Genomic DNA, 16,988 nt, shown 5'->3' on the forward strand with positions numbered 1-16,988 from the left:
TAAAACACGCCGAGGGGCAACCGGGAAGGGGCCGGCCACCGTGGCTTTCGGCCTGCTTGCCTTTGTTTTAGCTGGCGATTACGCCTCTGTTTTGCTTGGATCGATTTAAGATCAAGATTATCGCTTACGTGCGCGTGGCACCGATGGCTTCAGCTGCTTTAAACTTCCCCGCGTCCTGAATGGCTTAGGGTTTCGTATCCAGGTTCGGATGCTCTTGCACAAACGTTTCAAAGTAATCGGCAAAGGTGCTGACGATTGGCGGAAGTTGTTCGTAGGGGGGGTAATAGAGTGTGAGCCATAGGGACGTAACGGTCCAGTCTGGCATGATCCGTTTAACTTCCCCGGTTTTTAACCCATTGCCGGTGATGAAGTCCGGAAGCACACAAATACCGTCCCCGGCGACTGCAAGAGCATAAAGGAAATCACCATTGTTGGAGATAATTTTCCCACCTGCCTGCACCACCCTGTTGCCGCCAGCATGCGAGAGCTCCCAGGTTTCAGCGCTGCCTTGGGCGCTGTATGACATCAGAAACTCCGGGTTCAGATCACGCGGATGATCGGGCTCTGGAATGCCTTCAAACAGCGATGGAGCGGCAATAATGTGCCGCGGGACCTCGCACAGTTTGCGCCAGATTGTTGATTTGTCCGTCGGTGGGCCCGAGACGCGCACCGCAAGGTCGCAATTTTCCTCGATCACATCGAGCAGGGTATCGGTAAAATTGATCTCGACTGAAATGTTCGGATAGGCTAGCCGAAACCCCGAGATCACTTGCGGAAGCAAGGTGACTCCGAGTGAAACAGGTGCGGTCAGTCTTAGGTGGCCCTTGTCGGGTTGATTGGCCCGCAGAAGACTGCGGGTAACGTCTTCGAACCCTTCCAACAGCGGTCGATAGCGAGCAAGCACCGTTGCTCCGGCGCTGGTGAGTGAGACTTGTCTCGTCGTGCGTACCAGAAGCTGTGTGCCCAAGTCTTTCTCAAGCTGTGCGATGATCCGCGTCACTGACGCCGGTGCGATGTTCAGTTCCCGGGCCGCCAGCGAAAAGCTTTTCAAGTCGGATACAGCGCGCAAAACGCGGATGGGTTTGAGCTCGATCATCCCCAATTAATAATTTTGTTTTCGTCAATAATAAACCCACAAACAAGTCTATTAACTTAAACAATATCCGCGCCATCTTTGAAGCAAGTTGAACACTCGCCAAGGAGAGCAACATGATCAAAGATATAAAAGGGTTGCACCACGTCACGTCGATGGCTGCTAACGCCATCACCAATAACGCTTTCTTCACCAACACTCTCGGCCTGCGTCGGGTAAAGAAAACGGTCAATTTCGATGCGCCCGAAGTTTACCACCTGTACTACGGGGATGAGGTTGGTACGCCGGGTTCCGTCATGACCTACTTTCCTTTTGGCCAGATGCCCAAAGGAAGTAGAGGTGCCGGAGAGGTCGGCGTCACCGAATTTGCGACGCCCAAGGGTGCTCTTGCGTTCTGGCACGAACATCTTGCGTCCAAAGGTGTGACCGGGCTGACCAAAGACACTGCGTTCGGGGAAAAGCGTCTGTCCTTTGACGGGCCTGACGGCGACAGCTTTGCATTGGTCGAGTCTGATGCGCGAGGCAGAACACCCTGGTCCCAGGGCAGTGTTCCCGATGAGGCCGGAATCCTTGGGTTTCGAGGTGCTCGGTTCGCGCTGAAGGATGTCGATGCGACGGGTGAACTGCTCAACTTTATGGGATACCAGCGGGCGGAAACCGAAGGTGACGTCACTCGCTATGTGATCGAAGGGGGCAACGCTGCAGACACGATTGATCTGCAGCAGCTACCGTCAAGTACCCCAACTGCTGGTCAGGGCGCTGGGTCCGTTCATCATATCGCTTTTGCCGTCGAGGACCGTGCCGCTCAACTACGCGTTCGGCAAGCCTTGGTAGACACAGGCTATCAGGTCACGCCGGTCATCGACCGCGACTATTTCTGGGCGATCTACTTCCGCACGCCCGGTGGTGTGCTGTTTGAGATTGCCACGAACGAGCCCGGTTTTGACCGTGACGAAGACACGGCCCATCTGGGCGAGGCGCTCAAGCTGCCCACCCGTTACGAGCCACATCGCAGCAAGATAGAAAGTCTTCTGCCCTCACTTGAACCATGATGACGGAGGTTGAGATGTCTAAAGATCTCTATCAAGCGCTGGTGCGGGCACCGCAAGCTGCCCGTCCACTGGTTTTTGCCTTTCACGGCACCGGAGGGGATGAGCATCAGCTTTTCGAACTGGCTGGTGAGCTTGTTGCTGAAGGCGGAGTGGTCTCGCCGCGCGGTGATGTCTCTGAGATGGGCGCGGCGCGGTTCTTCCGTCGCGCCGCAGAAGGGGTTTATGACATGGAGGACCTTGCGCGCGCGACTGAAAAGATGATTGCGTTCATCGAAGCCCATCGCTCAGAGTATCCCGGCCACCCCGTCTATGGTTTTGGCTATTCCAACGGGGCGAATATACTGGTGTCCGTCTTTCTAAAACGTCCGGACCTTTTCGAAGCGGTCGGGCTCTTGCATCCGATGGTGACGTGGGAACCCGAAGTAAATCCGCAGCTAAAAGGGCGGAAAGTTCTGGTGACGGCGGGCCGGCGCGATCCGATCACGCCGCTGCCGATGTCGGAACGCCTGATCAAATGGTTGTCCGAGAATGGCGCTGAGGTCACATCAGACATTCACGAAGGCGGGCACGAGTTGCGCAACTCCGAGCTGACGGCCCTAGCGGCCCACTTCAACGGGGACGTCAGCCTCGGCTGAATGATCTAGCAGCGCATTCAACGTAGACAACACGGCGGCTTCTTTGCGCGCCCAGGACATGAACTCATGGATATGCTCTTCACGCTCGCGCCCCGGGTGGCAACAAATGAAATAGTTGAACCCGGTCTCGACCACAGGACCGAATGGGCAGATCAGCCGACCGTCCGAAAGCGCCGAGTAGACCAACAGAGATCCACACAGCGCGACACCCGCGCCTGCGATAGCGGCGTCGACAATCTGACCGCCCGGCGGTCTTTCGAACCGCATGGCTTTGGAAGGGTCTACCGCATTCGGGAGGCCAGCGTGTTGGCTCCAAAGAACCCAGCTGGGAACCGAACCGGCCAGCATCGGCGTTGTGTCGTACAAAACCTGTGCGGCGTTAATGTCGGCCGGAGACCGTATACTAAATGTGTTCAGCACGGCCGGGCTGGCGACCACCAGCATCAGCTCACGATGAAGCAACTGCGCATACCGGTCCGACGGCGGCTCGCTTGCATATCGGATCTCGATATCGGCCGTGGCGTGGGTTTTGTGGTCCGAGGGGTTTTCGGACTCGATGTGAACCTGAACGTCAGGGTGGTCCTTGGTAAACTTGTGCAGCCTTGGCAAAAGCCACTTACTGATCAGCGCATTGCTGGAGCTTATACGAAGTTTGGGCGCTTTCTTGGGTCGGACCTCATCTACCACTTGGCGGATTTGCAGAAACGCCTCGCTGATCGTTGGCTGCAAGCGCTGTCCTTCGGGTGTCAGATGGATCGCGCGGGTCTTTCGCACAAACAAAGGCACTCCAAGGTCAGCTTCCAGCGCCTTTATCTGCTGGCTGACCGCGCCCGGCGTGACCGAAAGTTCATAGGCTGCTTCCTTGATCGATCCGCGCCGGGCCGCCGCCTCAAAGGCGCGCAAACTCAGCAAGGATGGCAATCGGGTCAGTGGCATGGCAGCTCAAGCTTATAGTTTAGCCCAGCTAATGCATACCCGCAGAACTTCTGCTTTGTCGAGTTCAATTTACGCCCCACATCGATGAACAACAGCACCTGGAACTGAGTGAAATGATCAAGATTTACCAAATGGCCTTGCAGGGGCGTGCGCTCGACGGATGGCTGAACATCCCTCAAACGGCTTTGTGCCGTTGGTTTCACCTCAGAGTCTTCACGCGGCCCGCACGTCCAGAAAACTACACCATCCAAGCAATCACACCTAAAATTCAAGGAAGCCCGAAGTGACTTGGCAACCCTACCTCATATCGCTCGCAGCGGGCCTCGGGATTGGGGTCATCTATGGCCTAATCGCAGTCCGCAGCCCGGCCCCGCCAATCATCGCCCTTTTAGGTCTTCTTGGAATGCTTGCCGGAGAAGCCGCCGTGCAATGGATCAGGGGCCATTCCGACGCCGTGTCACAGGCCCTGCATCTGAAATCCTTTGAGGTGACAAAGACGGAGCAAGTCACAGAACCCAGCAAAACCGAAACCCTTTGACCCCATCCAACCTTAACCAAGGAATGAACAATGTCCAAACTTGATGTCCTGACCCCAGAGAACAGCCAAATCATCTTCATCGACCATCAGCCGCAGATGGCGTTTGGTGTGCAATCGATCGATCGTCAGACGCTGAAGAACAACACCGTTGCATTGGCCAAAGCAGCCAAGATTTTCGACGTACCCACAACCATCACCACGGTCGAAACAGACAGCTTTTCAGGACATACTTATCCTGAACTTCTGGACGTTGATCCGCAGGCACCTTTGCTTGAGCGCACGTCCATGAACTCTTGGGACGACCAGAAAGTCCGCGATGCTCTGGCACGAGGGGCTGCGGAAGGCCGCAAGAAAATCGTGGTCTCAGGCCTTTGGACCGAGGTTTGCAATATCACCTTCGCGCTGAGCTGCATGGCCGATACGGATTATGAAATCTACATGGTTGCGGACGCGTCGGGGGGTACGTCGGTTGATGCCCACAAATACGCAATGGACCGGATGGTTCAGGCCGGAGTCGTCCCTGTGACCTGGCAGCAGGTTCTGCTGGAATGGCAGCGAGATTGGGCGCGCCGAGACACCTATGATGCTGTCATGGACCTGGTGCGCGAACACTCCGGTGCTTACGGCATGGGCGTGGATTACGCCTATACGATGGTCCACAAGGCCCCATCGCGCACCCGCCACGCCGGCCCGACGTTAGAAGCAGTGCCCGCCGGCAAGGTCGCCGCAGAATAATCTGCCGCGCCACGTCCGCTCGGTCGCTTCATCCCTCCCCGTGAAACCGAGCGGGCGATTTTTCAGACCTTTCTCTTCTGTGCCCGTCCGATGGGCACAGACCAGTTCCGCTTTGCCAAAGGATGCAAATCATGGCCGCTCCAGACAAGATACTCTTCAACGGCAAGATCACGACAATGGATCCCGACATGCCCGAAGCTACAGCTGTGGCCATATCGGGGGATCAGATCACGGCTGTTGGTACAGACAAGGAGACACTCGGGCTTGCGGGTCCTAAGACCGAGACAATCGATCTGGGCGGCCAACGCGTGATCCCCGGGCTGATCGACAGCCACACGCATATCATTCGGCAAGGCAATAACTTCGCGATGGAGCTGCGCTGGGACCACGTTCCGTCGCTTGCCGACGGTCTGCGTATGCTGAAGGCTCAGGCGGAGCGTACTCCGGCAGGGCAGTGGATCCGTGTCGTAGGCGGCTGGTCCATCGATCAATTCGCCGAAAAGCGGCTACCAACCATTGATGAGATCAATGCGGTGGCACCGGATGTGCCTGTTTACGTTTTGCATCTGTATGATCGCGCTTGGCTGAACAAAGCCGCCCTTCGCGCGATTGGCATCGACAAGCATTTCTACGAACCCTTTGTCTCGGGCCGTCTTGAGCGGGACAACCAAGGTAACCCGACAGGTCTTGCGATTGCGCGCCCGAATGCGCAGCCGCTGTATGCGCTGTTGGACATGGCCCCCAAGCTGGATTTCGAGCAGCAGGTCACCTCGACCAAACACTACTTCAAAGCGTTGAATGGCCTTGGGTTGACCTCGGCTTTGGATTGCGCGGGTGGGTTCCTGAACTATCCCGACGATTATGGTGTTATCACCGAGTTGAACATACGCGGCGAGCAGACCGTGCGCATCGGCTATCAGCTTTTTGCTCAGCGTCCGATGTTCGAACTGGACGATTTCAAACGGTGGAATGACATCGTCAAACCCGATGAAGGCAACGCGTTCTTGAAATGTGTTGGTGCGGGCGAGATGCTGGTGGCCTCGGCCTATGATTTCGAAGACTTCAGCTACCCGCGCCCCGATCTGCCCAAGCGGATGGAAGGCGATTTGCGGCCCGTTCTTGAATTCTTGTTCGAAAACCGCTGGCCGATCCGTTTCCACTGCACCTACGAGGAAAGCGCTCACCGGTTGTTGAGGCTTATTGAAGAGGTCGGTCGTGACAAAGGGTTGGAAGAGCTGAATTGGATATTCGACCACGGTGAGACGATCTCGGAATCCACCATGGAATGGGTTGCCCGTCTGGGCGGCGGCATCAGCTACCAAAACCGCATCGCTTTTCAGACCACGGCGTATCGTGACCGCTATGGCGAAGACGCCCTACGCGAGGTTATGCCGGTCAAGAAGATGATGGCGTCCGGTGTACCGCTGGCTGCTGGTACGGATGCGACGCGCGTGTCTTCTTATAACCCGTGGCTGGCCATTCATTGGGCCGTATCGGGCAAGGGCCGCGGTGGAGACATCATCTGGAGCGCCGCGAACCGCTTGGATCGGCACGACGCGCTGCGTCATTGGACAGCTGCAGGGGCTTGGTTCAGCCGGGAAAACGGCAAGAAGGGTCAGATCAAAGCAGGTCAATGGGCAGATATCGCCGTGCTCGACCGGGATTATTTCGCAATCGCCGAGGATGAAATCACCGAGATCGAGGCCGATCTGACGCTAACTGGCGGCAAGATCGTGCACGCCAAGGCTCGTTTCGCTGCTCATGCGCCAGCCCCCTTGCCCGAACTGCCAGATTGGTCGCCCGTGCCGATCTTTGGTGCGCCCGGTGCATCAGCACGCGGTCCGGGCAGCCTGGCGGCCGAATAGCGACAGGTATCCCGGACCAAAGGAGACTTCCCATGTTGGACGACCAAAAACTAAAGATCACCTACAGCGAAAGCGACACGAAAGGACGTTATGGCGCGTCTGTGTCCGGGATCGTGAGTGAGGCGGAACTGACACTATCCAAAGTCACGCCCAGCCTTGTCATCGCGGATCATACGTTTGTCCCGGATGAGCTGCGTGGCCGTGGCTTGGCCCGTTTACTGGCAGCGCAGCTTGTGGCGGATGCCCGCGAAAAGGGTCAGCGCATCGTCCCGCTGTGCCCATTCCTGCGGTCCTACGCAGAAAGAAATCGCGAGGATTTGGCTGATGTCATCCAGTGGTAGTGTAGCAAAGTCTGCACCCGCCGTGTCAGGCTCGGCTTGGGCACCATTCGGATACCGCGCGTTTGCGCTTCTTTGGGTTGCGACACTCATCTCTAACGTTGGCACCTGGATGCACGATGTCGGTGCGGGTTGGCTGATGACAACGCTCAACTCATCCCCTGCGGTGGTTTCACTGGTGCAGGCCGCAACAACCCTGCCGGTCTTTGTTTTTGCCTTATACGCCGGAACGCTGGCGGATCGGCTTGATAAACGCAAATTGCTGATCACGGTGAATGTGGTGTTGCTGGTGCTGGTTTCGATTCTGACCGTACTGGTTCAGCTTGAACTGGTCACACCTACGCTACTGATCCTGTTCACATTGGCAATCGGAACTGGCACCGCCTTCATGGCTCCGGCCTGGCAAGCAATCGTGCCGACTCTGGTGCCGCGCGACGCGCTGCAGCCAGCCATTGCGCTGAATTCAATGGGCATCAACATCAGCCGCGCTATTGGCCCTGCATTTGCAGGCGTTTTGATTGCGTCGGTCAGTTTGGCGGCCCCGTTTGCCGTCAACGCTGTTAGCTACATCGTCATCATTGGTGCCTTGTTGATGTGGAAGAATGACGGGGGTGTTACAAAGACATCTCAGCCCGTTTTCAACGCGATGATGACCGGCATGAGGCATGTCGCGCACAATGCAGCGCTGAAAGCGACGCTGATCCGGTCCTTCGCCTTCTTCATCTTTGCTTCGGCCTATTGGGCGTTGCTGCCACTGGTCGTGCGGACTATCGAAGGTGGTGGAGCCACGCTTTATGGCCTGTTGCTGACCTTGATCGGCACCGGGGCGGTTGCGGGTGCTTTGACCCTACCAAAGTTTCGGGCGCAGCTTGACGCAAGCACCACTGCAGCATCGGGCACTGTCGGTACGGCGGTCGCAATGGCAGTTTTGGCAACGGCATCAACGCCGCCGATGGCCTATGTCGCCGCGCTTTTGGGTGGCTTTAGCTGGATCGCCGTTCTCACCACATTCAATGTGTCGGCACAAACCGCGCTGCCCAATTGGGTCAGGGCGCGCGGGTTGGCCGTAAACCTGATGGTATTCTTCGGGTCTATGGCGTTCGGATCGGCATTGTGGGGGCAGGTTGCCACCGCGACCTCTGTGTCAGCAACGCTGCTGATCGCGGCAGGCGGTCTGATCGCTGGCTTAATAGCAACGCGCAAATGCCAGCTGGGACAAGGGGAAGATCTGGACCTGACACCCTCGATGCATTGGCCCGCGCCACAAGTTGCTTTGGACGAAGACGGTTTGGCATCCCGCGGACCGGTCATGGTCGAAGTCGAGTATCGCATCCGACCCGAGGACGAAGCTGCGTTTCTTTCCGCGATCCAGGAATGGTCGGGCGAGCGCTGGCGCGATGGCGCTTATGATTGGCGCGTCTTCCAGAGTGCGGAAGACCCCGAGCTATGGGTCGAAGCTTTCATGGTCTCGTCCTGGGAAGAACATCTGGCTCAGCACGCTCGGGTGTCGCGGCAGGATCAGGATGTTCAAAAGACCGTCGCTGCTTTCGATACCAGAGAAAGCGGACCCGTCGTCCGCCATCTGATTGCGCCATGATGAGAGTGTTTGAAATGCTGCCCACACCTGCCCCAAGAGGGCACGGTCTGCCGGTTATGCTCATTGCAGCGTTGTTCGGATTTCACGGGCCTGACTGCGCGTCTGCTGGAGACCTAGGGTTTGAAGGCCGTATCGAGGCAGTTGATCGGTCGGACGTCTACAGCCGTGCAGAAGGCATTGTCGAAGAAGTACTTGTCGCACAGGGCGACTATGTAGACGCGGGCACTCCACTGCTGCGGCTGCGAAATGATCTAGAAAAACTGGCGGTTGATGCCGCGATTGCAGAGCTGGCCAAGGCCGAGGCTTTGCTGGATCAAGCACGCGATAGAATGGAACGTGCCACTCAGCTGTCCACGCGAGGGACCGCAACAGAGGTCGCCTTGCTCGAAGCGGAAACCAACCTGAAGTTGGCTAAGGCGGAAAGCGCGTTGGCCGAAACAGAGTTGAAGATCGCGCAAACGAACTATGACGACACGCTCATCCGCGCGCCGATCTCGGGCCATGTTGAAGATCCACAGGTCGGGCCGGGGTCACTGGTCGAGTTCAGTTCTGGTGACCCGCCCTTGTTTCAGATCGTGAACCTTGACCGCATGCGCGTTGTTTTCGAGATCCCATACGCCCACTGGGTCGCGGAGATGAGCGGGAATGAAGCGCGTCCAGAAACATTTTCGGATTTAGCCCAGTTTCGCATCGTGTCGGAAACTGGCGCGGTATTGCAAAAGCCATTCACGTTACTGGGTTCGGCGGTCTGGGTGGACGACAAAAACGGCAAAATCCGGGTGTGGGCGGATTTGGAGAACCCAGATCCGGCTTTGCTTCCGGGATTGAAAGTTCGTGTCATGCCCGTGACCCCTTTGAGCACCGGCGTCCAGCAGGACCACTCCATGGTCAGGCCATGACGAAACCCTCTCCCCAAGACTCCTTCAACATCAGGCATCACAAGGACGGTTCCAAATGATCAAATTCGAATTGAACGGCCGACCCGTAGAGGTTGATAACCCCCCCGACGAAATGCTGCTGCTGGTCCTTCGGGACACACTCAAACTGAAGGGCACGAAATACGGATGCGGTGCTGCCATGTGTGGGGCCTGCACGGTGCATGTGGATGGTGTGGCGTCATTCGCGTGTCAGATGTCGGTCAGCGATGTGGAAGATGCGCAGGTCACGACGATCGAAGGGTTGTCCGAAGACGGTTCGCATCCTGTTCAGAAGGCCTGGATCGAAGAACAAGTCGCACAATGCGGATATTGCCAGTCCGGTCAGATCATGCGCGCGGCGGCGCTTTTGGCGGATAACCCGTCCCCGACACGCGAAGAGATTGTCGATGAGATGAGCGCGAACCTGTGCCGCTGCGGAACCTACAACCGCATCTTCAAAGCCATCGAACGCGCATCCAAGGAGGTTTGAGATGACTATGAACATGAACCGCCGAGGATTTCTGCAAGGTGCTGCTGGCCTGACGTTCTTAATAGGAGCGGGCGGGCTGTCTTCTGTTCGCTCTGAGGCGGCAGTTGGATCATTGGATGTCAATCACTGGTTAACGATCCGGGCCGACGGAAGCATCCGTATCATTTTCCCTTCGACTGAAATGGGACAAAGCAGCTATTCCACACTGCCACAAATCCTTGCTGAGGAACTGGATGCAGCATGGGAAGACGTTGAGATCGAACAGTTGAACGCTGATGATCGGCGCTTTGGAAATCAGCTTTTTGGCGGCGTTTTGTATACTGCGGGCAGCACCGGAACGCAGTTCTACTTTGACCCGATGCGCAAGGCAGGCGCGCAGGCCCGCGACGTGTTGCTGCAAATCGCAGCGCGTGAATGGGGTGTGGACAAAGCCAGCCTCAGAACTGAACCGAGCGTCGTTCTGGGCCCTGACGATCAACAGGCTAGCTATGGCGAGCTGGCGGTTCTCGGTTCGACAGGTGTGGTCGTTCCAGATGCTGAAACCGTGACATTGAAAGACCCATCCGCGTTTCGGATCATCGGGCAAGACCTGCCGCGTCGCGACGTCCCGGCCAAAAGTACTGGTCGGGCTGAATACGCGATTGATGTGGATGTGCCCAACATGGCCTATGCAGCTGTTCTGCGCGCGCCTGTTGAGGACGAGGTACCGCTTTCCACCAACGACTCTGCCGCACGCGCAGTACCGGGCGTCATAGACATCGTGACGGTGCCGGACGGAGTCGCCGTGGTCGCGGAAAGCCTGTGGTCTGCCTTGGGTGCGCGGGGCTTGCTTGAGGTTGAATGGTCCACCACCTCACCGTTCCGGGCCTCAAACAGCGAAGACACGCTGGCAGAATACGCCGCCGCTGTCAGTGATCCTGAAGCGTCGGGGGCAACCTGGGCCGAGAAAGGCGACGCCCCTTCTGCTATTGGCAACGCTGACCGGCAGTTCTCGCAGCTTTATCTGTCGGACTATGCCTACCACGCTCAGATTGAGCCGATGGGGGCCGTTGCCGACGTGGACGCGGACGGGCAGGGGGCCGAGGTTTGGGCTGGTACGCAGACGCAGTCCTGGACTGCGCGCACTGTGTCCGAGGTGCTGGGCATCCCCGTCGAAAACGTTCGTCTGAACATGATGACCATGGGTGGAGGTTTTGGTCGACGCACGGCCCTGATGCAGAACTATGTGCGCGATGCGGTACTGTGCTCTCAGGCTGTCGGGCGACCTGTCAAAGTGATCTGGCCGCGTGAAGACGACGTCAAGCAGGGAACCTTCCGCCCCGCTGCGGCCCAAAAGCTTGAGGCAGGTCTGACTGCGGATGGTAAATTGGACGGGTGGTATCACAAGGTTGCTACGCCAACGGTTATTGGGTTTTTCAACCCGCTGCGTTGGGATGCGGTGAACCCCAACGATGTGATTTCAATGCGAGGTGCAGAGAGCAAGTTTTATGGGATCAAGGATTTCCGCGCCGATCACCTGATCATGGACCGGCACGCGCGCCTTGCCCCTTATCGCGGTATTGGCGCGTCCTACACGGCCTTTGCGGCAGAGTGCTTTATGGACGAACTGGCGGAACAGGCCGGGCGGGATCCGTTGGAGTTCCGGCTGGATCTAGTTTCAGAAAACCCGCGCGGGCAGCACCTGCTTGAGAAGGTGGCCGAAATGTCCGATTGGTACAATCGGGGTGATCGAAACTTAGGTCTTTCCTTCGCTGGCTACAGTTCATCAATGGCGGCAGGTGTGGCGGAAGTTGAAGTCGACGCGGACAGCGGAGAGATACAGATCACCAACTTCTGGGCGGCCATCGATGCGGGCCTGATCGTCACGCCGGACAACGCGCTCAATCAGATCGAAGGTGGCATTGTATTTGGTATCTCGATGGCTCTTTCCGAAAAGATCGACATCGAAAATGGCGAGGTGGTGCAGAGCAACTTCTGGGACTACGAGATCACACGCGCGAGGCAGATGCCGGAAATCGAGATCTACGTCGCAGAGGTCGACGCGCCGCCTGTTGGTGTCGGCGAGGTTGGCACTCCGATGGTGCCTGCGGCCATTGCCAACGCGTTCTATGCCGCGCAAGGCAAGCGTCTGCGCCACATGCCATTTACGCCGGATCGCGTCACCGCCACGCTGGAAACGTAGGGGCCTAAGGATGCTGCCGGTCATTTCCCTTGACCGGCGGCGCTTTTGCCAAGACCCGACTACAGACGAAGGACCCACTGTATGAGCTGGAACCCCACGCATAACCCTGAGTGCCCAAATGCCTCGGCAGACAGTGTTGAAACTCTGATCATTCCGCGCGCCCGTGATCTCGGTGGCTTTGAAGTCAGGCGCGCGTTGCCTGCGCCTGAACGCCAGATGGTCGGGCCATTCATCTTTTTCGATCAGATGGGTCCAGCAGAGTTCATCACGGAAGGCGGCATAGACGTTCGCCCACATCCGCATATCGGCCTTGGGACCGTCACCTATTTGTATGATGGCGAATTTGAGCATCGCGACAGCCTCGGCACTCATCAGATGATCTATCCGGGAGAAGTGAACTGGATGGTTGCAGGCAAGGGCGTCACGCATTCCGAACGCACCAGCGCGGAAACGCGGGCCAAGCGCAACAGATTATTTGGTATTCAAACCTGGATCGCGTTGCCAAAAGACCGCGAAGAGATGGCGCCAGATTTTGAACACCACAAGAACGCGGCTCTTCCAGAGCTTCAGGATACGGGCATCCAAGCAAAACTCATACTCGGATCTGCCTATGGAAAAACCAGCCCCGTTACGATGCAGTCCGAGACGTTTTACGTCGACGTCATTCTTTCGCCGGGTGCGCATTTCCCCTTGCCCGACGATCAGGAAGATCGCGGTGTGTATATCACCGAAGGGTCGGTTGAGGTTGCTGGTGACGTCTTCGAAGCCGGGCAAATGATGGTCTTTCGACCCGGTGACAAGATCAGCGCTCGGGCTGGTGAAAAGGGTGCGCGTCTTATGGCGCTGGGCGGGGCAACCCTGAGCGAGGAGCGTTACATTTGGTGGAATTTTGTTTCATCGTCTCGAGACAGGATTGAAGAGGCCAAAGAGTCCTGGAAGGCGGCGGATTGGGCCAATGGCCCCTTTAAGCTGCCGCCGGGTGATGATGCCGAGCATATCCCGATCACACCAGAACTTGAGCAAACCTTGCCCAATGGAAAAGACTAGCCGTCGACCTGACTGTTAGACCGGGTTGTAGGATTTCCAAAGTGCGCGAAACTCGGTCTAGAGGCCCAGAATATTTCGTGCCTGGTCGGCTGTCGCAACCGGGCGATTGTATTGGTCACAGATCTCTGCAGTGCGCGTTACAAGCGCTGCATTTGATGGTGCCAGCGTATTGCGATCTAGGCGTACGTTATCTTCGAGGCCGGTTCGTGCATGGCCGCCAGACGAAATTGCCCAGTGGTTCAGAACTTCCTGCTGGGCACCAATGCCAGCTGCGCACCACGGCGCACCTGGAAATATCCGATTGACTGTTTTCACATAAAAGTCAAAGACTTCGCGATCAGCAGGCATTGCATTTTTCACACCCATCACAAATTGCACATAGGGCGTATCCTTGATTTGCCCTTTCTTGTGCATCTCGGCCGCCTTCAAGATGTGGCTTAAGTCGAAGGCTTCGATCTCTGGTTTGACATCATAGGTAACCATCTCAGCCGCCAACCAGTCGACCAGATCAGGTGGGTTCTCGTAAACGCGGGTCGGGAAGTTGTTCGAACCTACGGACAATGAGGCCATATCAGGCCGCAGCGGCAACATGCCGCCGCGCGTCTTGCCCGCGCCGGACCGCCCGCCCGTCGAAAACTGTATGATCATGCCGGGGCAGTGTTTCTCTAACCCTTCTTTCAATCTCGCGAATTTTTCAGGATCGCTCGACGGGGTTTGATCATCGTTGCGAACATGTGCATGGCAGATCGTCGCTCCTGCCTCGAATGCCGCGTGTGTGCTTTCGATTTGCTCCTCGACCGTTATCGGCACCGCCGGGTTGTTGGCCTTGGTCGGCAATGATCCGGTGATCGCAACGCAAATGATGCAAGGCTCTGCCATGTCACGCCTCTTTGGGGGCAAGAACGAAATCGAATTCAACGTCCCAGTAAGGACCCTCAAAGCCAACTTCCGCAGATCGTGCCGGATCATCGACGCGGTTGAATTCGGCGATTAGGCTTTCTTTGACCCCAAATACCGCATCCGAATTGATATATTGGTCATCGGGATCGAAGATATGAGTGGTCAGATCGTCGTAGCCGTCTTTGGAAACGATGTAGTGTAGGTGCGCCGGGCGGTACGGGTGCCGACCAAGACGCTTCAACAGATCGCCGACCGGCCCGTCATCCGGGATTGGATAATTCTTTGGTCGTACAGCACGGAACCAATAGGTCCCATCGGCACCGGTTGTGAAGACGCCGCGCAGGTTGAAATCCGGTTGAATGCCTTTCTGCTGTACGTCGTAAAAGCCGTCATCATTGGCTTGCCAGACGTCAATTTTGACACTGTCCAGCGGGTTGCCGTCCACATCAGTGACACGGCCCCGCACCACCATGTCCTCACCCTTTTGGTCGAGACAAATGTTGTGTCCCATCTCGTATTCCGGGGCGCCCCCTACATGGAACGGACCCAGCACGGTGTTCTCAGAGGCCCCGGTTGGGCGACGAGAATTCACGGCGTCGACCAGCATCGAAACGCCTAGAACGTCGGACAACAGAATATACTCCTGCCGCCAGTCGTCGCACATGTGCCCAACCTTGGTCAGGAACATGATCGCCTCGAACCATTCCTGCTGCGTTGGTTCGATTTCCTTTACCGCTTCATGAAGCTTACGGGTGATGACCTCCATCACCTGCTTCAGCCGTTCGCTTTCTGCGTTTTTGTTCCGTGCCGTGACGACCTCGGCCGAGTTTTCCTCGGTGAAGTATCCCATCTCATGCGAGTCCATTTTGGCCTCCTGACTTGTGTAAGTTTGCTCCAGATTGGCTCATCGCGAAAGCACCGTGGTCAAAGCGCGGTGCAGTTCGGCTTCGGCATCCGAAGCCATATTGGCTGAGCGCCATGCCACATGTTGATCAGGACGGACCAACAAACAGCCCGTATCTGAAATCTCGGATGCGCGCGCCCAATCCCCGGTGTGGTCAACATAGGTCTGGCGCGGGCCGATGATGTGACATCGAATGGGCATGCCCAGCTCTTTCGAAACGGCCTCGGCCGCAGTTACCCAAGCCTCGCCACCAATTCCGGTCAACACGGTGAATTCTCCACGACCGCACAGATCCAGCGTTGAATGCTTGTTTCCTGTATCATGATCGAACACCCAGACATGCGGAATGCGCGCACCGGGCCATGTCGTCGGCTGGTAGTGCAGCTCAGCATCCTGATCAAAACCGGGATTGGGTTGACCATCCGTTTCAATCGCACAGGAGTCGTAGCGCTGGTTCATTTCCACACCATGCGCATCAAACTCATATTTCTTGAAAGCAATCGACTCGCGAATGGCCTGTCTTTGTGCCGCAGCTTCAGGCGTTGATCCCGAGCGTGCCTCAAGGTTGCTTTGCATGACCTCAGGGTCGACACCTTCGGCCATTCCGAGTGACTCAAAGATCGGTCCGAATTCGCCAATGGATTGATTGGCTCGCGTAACAATCTGCTTTGCAACCGGTGCGCGTTCTTCGCTGTAGCTGTCGAGCAAACTCTCTCCGGCATGGCCTTTCAGGACAGCCGCCAGTTTCCAGGCGAGGTTGAAGCTGTCCTGTATCGAGGTATTCGATCCCAAACCATTTGACGGCGGATGACGGTGCGCCGCGTCACCCATGATGAACACGCGGTCCTTCTGCATATGGGTCGCGTACATGTTGTTGACGGTCCAGGTGTTGGCGCTGATCAGTTCGATCTCAAGCTCGGGGTCGCCAACAAGCTGGCGCGCTACCTGCGTGGCCATGGCCTCGTCAACTTCGGGCGCTGGTTGGTTGATGTCATAGCCCCAGACAATGAGCCATTCGTTCCATGGGCGAACCATGCGGACCAGACCCATGCCTATGCCACCGACATTCGCACCCGGCTGCATCACCCAATAGAGGACCGACGGCCGATGCGCGACGTATTTGCTGAGATCTGCGCGGAACAGGATGTTCATGGACCCGCCGACACCCATCTGACCTTCGAACGGTAGACCTGCATGTTCGGCGACCAGTGAATTGCCCCCGTCTGCGCCGACCAGATATTTTGACCGGATCGTGATTTCTTCGCCCGACAGACGATCCAGGCAAGTTGTCGTTACACCGTCTGCATCCTGTTCATGGTGCAAATATTCAGTGCTCATGCGCGCTTGAGTCCCACGGCGGCAGGCCGTGCCGAACAGAATGGGTTCCATGAACGTCTGTGGCAGATCGTTCATCACGGTCGGGCTGGACAGCAGGTGTTCTGCCTTGGAAAGCGGGTGATTGCCCCAGCTTTTCATGCGCCCGATTTCCTCGCCTGCGAGGCTTTCGCAGAACACATTTTCACCCATCAAGTCCTGATGCGCAGCGTGCATATAGGCTTCGGCCTCGACCTCGTGACCAAGGTCGCGCAGCACCTCCATCGTGCGTTGGTTGGTGATATGCGCGCGTGGCGTATTGGCCAGCCAGCGATAGCGGTTGATGACCATGTTCTCGACGCCATAGCTCGACAGCAAAGCCGCCGTTGCAGACCCCGCAGGTCCGGTCCCGATGATGAGGACATCCGTTGTTATGGTGGCCATG

General features: G+C 57.0%; 16 protein-coding genes. 11 read left to right on the plus strand and 5 right to left on the minus strand.

Going from position 1 to position 16,988, the window contains the following annotated elements:
- Positions 1 to 184 precede the first annotated feature (184 nt).
- Entirely contained in the window at positions 185 to 1,096 is a 912-nt protein-coding gene (locus ACR0EV_RS20625) for a LysR family transcriptional regulator (RefSeq protein WP_480801810.1), read from the minus strand.
- A gap of 113 nt (positions 1,097 to 1,209) precedes the next feature.
- Between ACR0EV_RS20625 and ACR0EV_RS20630 the strand changes: the two genes are divergently transcribed.
- Entirely contained in the window at positions 1,210 to 2,145 is a 936-nt protein-coding gene (locus ACR0EV_RS20630; RefSeq protein ID WP_480801811.1) for a VOC family protein, read from the plus strand.
- A gap of 14 nt (positions 2,146 to 2,159) precedes the next feature.
- Complete coding sequence (locus ACR0EV_RS20635; protein WP_480801812.1) at positions 2,160 to 2,780, plus strand: alpha/beta hydrolase; 621 nt, start codon at positions 2,160 to 2,162, stop codon at positions 2,778 to 2,780.
- Here the strand turns inward: ACR0EV_RS20635 and ACR0EV_RS20640 are convergent.
- On the minus strand, positions 2,742 to 3,716 hold the full coding sequence (locus ACR0EV_RS20640; RefSeq protein ID WP_480801813.1) for a LysR family transcriptional regulator: 975 nt from the start codon (positions 3,714 to 3,716) through the stop codon (positions 2,742 to 2,744). The genes ACR0EV_RS20635 and ACR0EV_RS20640 overlap by 39 nt on opposite strands.
- Positions 3,717 to 3,999: 283 nt before the next feature.
- On the opposite strand from ACR0EV_RS20640, the gene ACR0EV_RS20645 reads away from it, so the two are divergent.
- From ACR0EV_RS20645 to ACR0EV_RS20685, 9 genes are all read left to right on the plus strand, one after another.
- Entirely contained in the window at positions 4,000 to 4,254 is a 255-nt protein-coding gene (locus ACR0EV_RS20645; RefSeq protein ID WP_480801814.1) for a DUF1427 family protein, read from the plus strand.
- 30 nt (positions 4,255 to 4,284) lie between these two features.
- Positions 4,285 to 4,989, plus strand: a complete 705-nt coding sequence (locus tag ACR0EV_RS20650) for a hydrolase (protein WP_480801815.1) — start codon at positions 4,285 to 4,287, stop codon at positions 4,987 to 4,989.
- Positions 4,990 to 5,120: 131 nt separating this feature from the next.
- Entirely contained in the window at positions 5,121 to 6,854 is a 1,734-nt protein-coding gene (locus tag ACR0EV_RS20655; RefSeq protein ID WP_480801816.1) for an amidohydrolase, read from the plus strand.
- Positions 6,855 to 6,886: 32 nt separating this feature from the next.
- Positions 6,887 to 7,195 carry a GNAT family N-acetyltransferase gene (locus tag ACR0EV_RS20660; RefSeq protein WP_480801817.1) on the plus strand — a complete coding sequence of 103 codons (309 nt, stop codon included), beginning with the start codon at positions 6,887 to 6,889 and terminating at the stop codon, positions 7,193 to 7,195.
- Positions 7,179 to 8,789, plus strand: a complete 1,611-nt coding sequence (locus ACR0EV_RS20665; RefSeq protein ID WP_480801818.1) for an MFS transporter — start codon at positions 7,179 to 7,181, stop codon at positions 8,787 to 8,789. Before ACR0EV_RS20660 ends, ACR0EV_RS20665 begins: the two co-directional genes overlap by 17 nt.
- Complete coding sequence (locus ACR0EV_RS20670; RefSeq protein ID WP_480801819.1) at positions 8,786 to 9,688, plus strand: efflux RND transporter periplasmic adaptor subunit; 903 nt, start codon at positions 8,786 to 8,788, stop codon at positions 9,686 to 9,688. The genes ACR0EV_RS20665 and ACR0EV_RS20670 overlap by 4 nt, the downstream gene beginning before the upstream one ends.
- A 55-nt stretch (positions 9,689 to 9,743) precedes the next feature.
- Entirely contained in the window at positions 9,744 to 10,196 is a 453-nt protein-coding gene (locus ACR0EV_RS20675; protein ID WP_480801820.1) for a (2Fe-2S)-binding protein, read from the plus strand.
- Between the two features lies 1 nt (position 10,197).
- Positions 10,198 to 12,378 carry a xanthine dehydrogenase family protein molybdopterin-binding subunit gene (locus ACR0EV_RS20680; protein WP_480801821.1) on the plus strand — a complete coding sequence of 727 codons (2,181 nt, stop codon included), beginning with the start codon at positions 10,198 to 10,200 and terminating at the stop codon, positions 12,376 to 12,378.
- Positions 12,379 to 12,459: 81 nt separating this feature from the next.
- Positions 12,460 to 13,425 carry a pirin family protein gene (locus ACR0EV_RS20685; protein WP_480801822.1) on the plus strand — a complete coding sequence of 322 codons (966 nt, stop codon included), beginning with the start codon at positions 12,460 to 12,462 and terminating at the stop codon, positions 13,423 to 13,425.
- A 57-nt stretch (positions 13,426 to 13,482) separates the two neighbouring features.
- Here the strand turns inward: ACR0EV_RS20685 and ACR0EV_RS20690 are convergent, their stop codons facing one another.
- From ACR0EV_RS20690 to ACR0EV_RS20700, 3 genes are read right to left on the minus strand one after another with little or no spacing between them, the layout of a single operon-like run.
- A complete protein-coding gene (locus tag ACR0EV_RS20690; protein WP_480801823.1) occupies positions 13,483 to 14,304 on the minus strand; it encodes a 3-oxoadipate:acetyl-CoA acetyltransferase in 822 nt (273 codons plus the stop codon).
- Between the two features lies 1 nt (position 14,305).
- The gene (locus tag ACR0EV_RS20695) at positions 14,306 to 15,190 is read right to left on the minus strand and encodes an intradiol ring-cleavage dioxygenase (RefSeq protein WP_480801824.1); all 885 of its coding nucleotides are present in this window, start codon (positions 15,188 to 15,190) and stop codon (positions 14,306 to 14,308) included.
- A 39-nt stretch (positions 15,191 to 15,229) separates the two neighbouring features.
- A complete protein-coding gene (locus tag ACR0EV_RS20700) occupies positions 15,230 to 16,987 on the minus strand; it encodes an FAD-dependent oxidoreductase (RefSeq protein WP_480801825.1) in 1,758 nt (585 codons plus the stop codon).
- Between the last annotated feature and the right edge of the window lies 1 nt (position 16,988).

The sequence above is a fragment of the Ruegeria sp. CF8 genome (genome assembly GCF_056537285.1).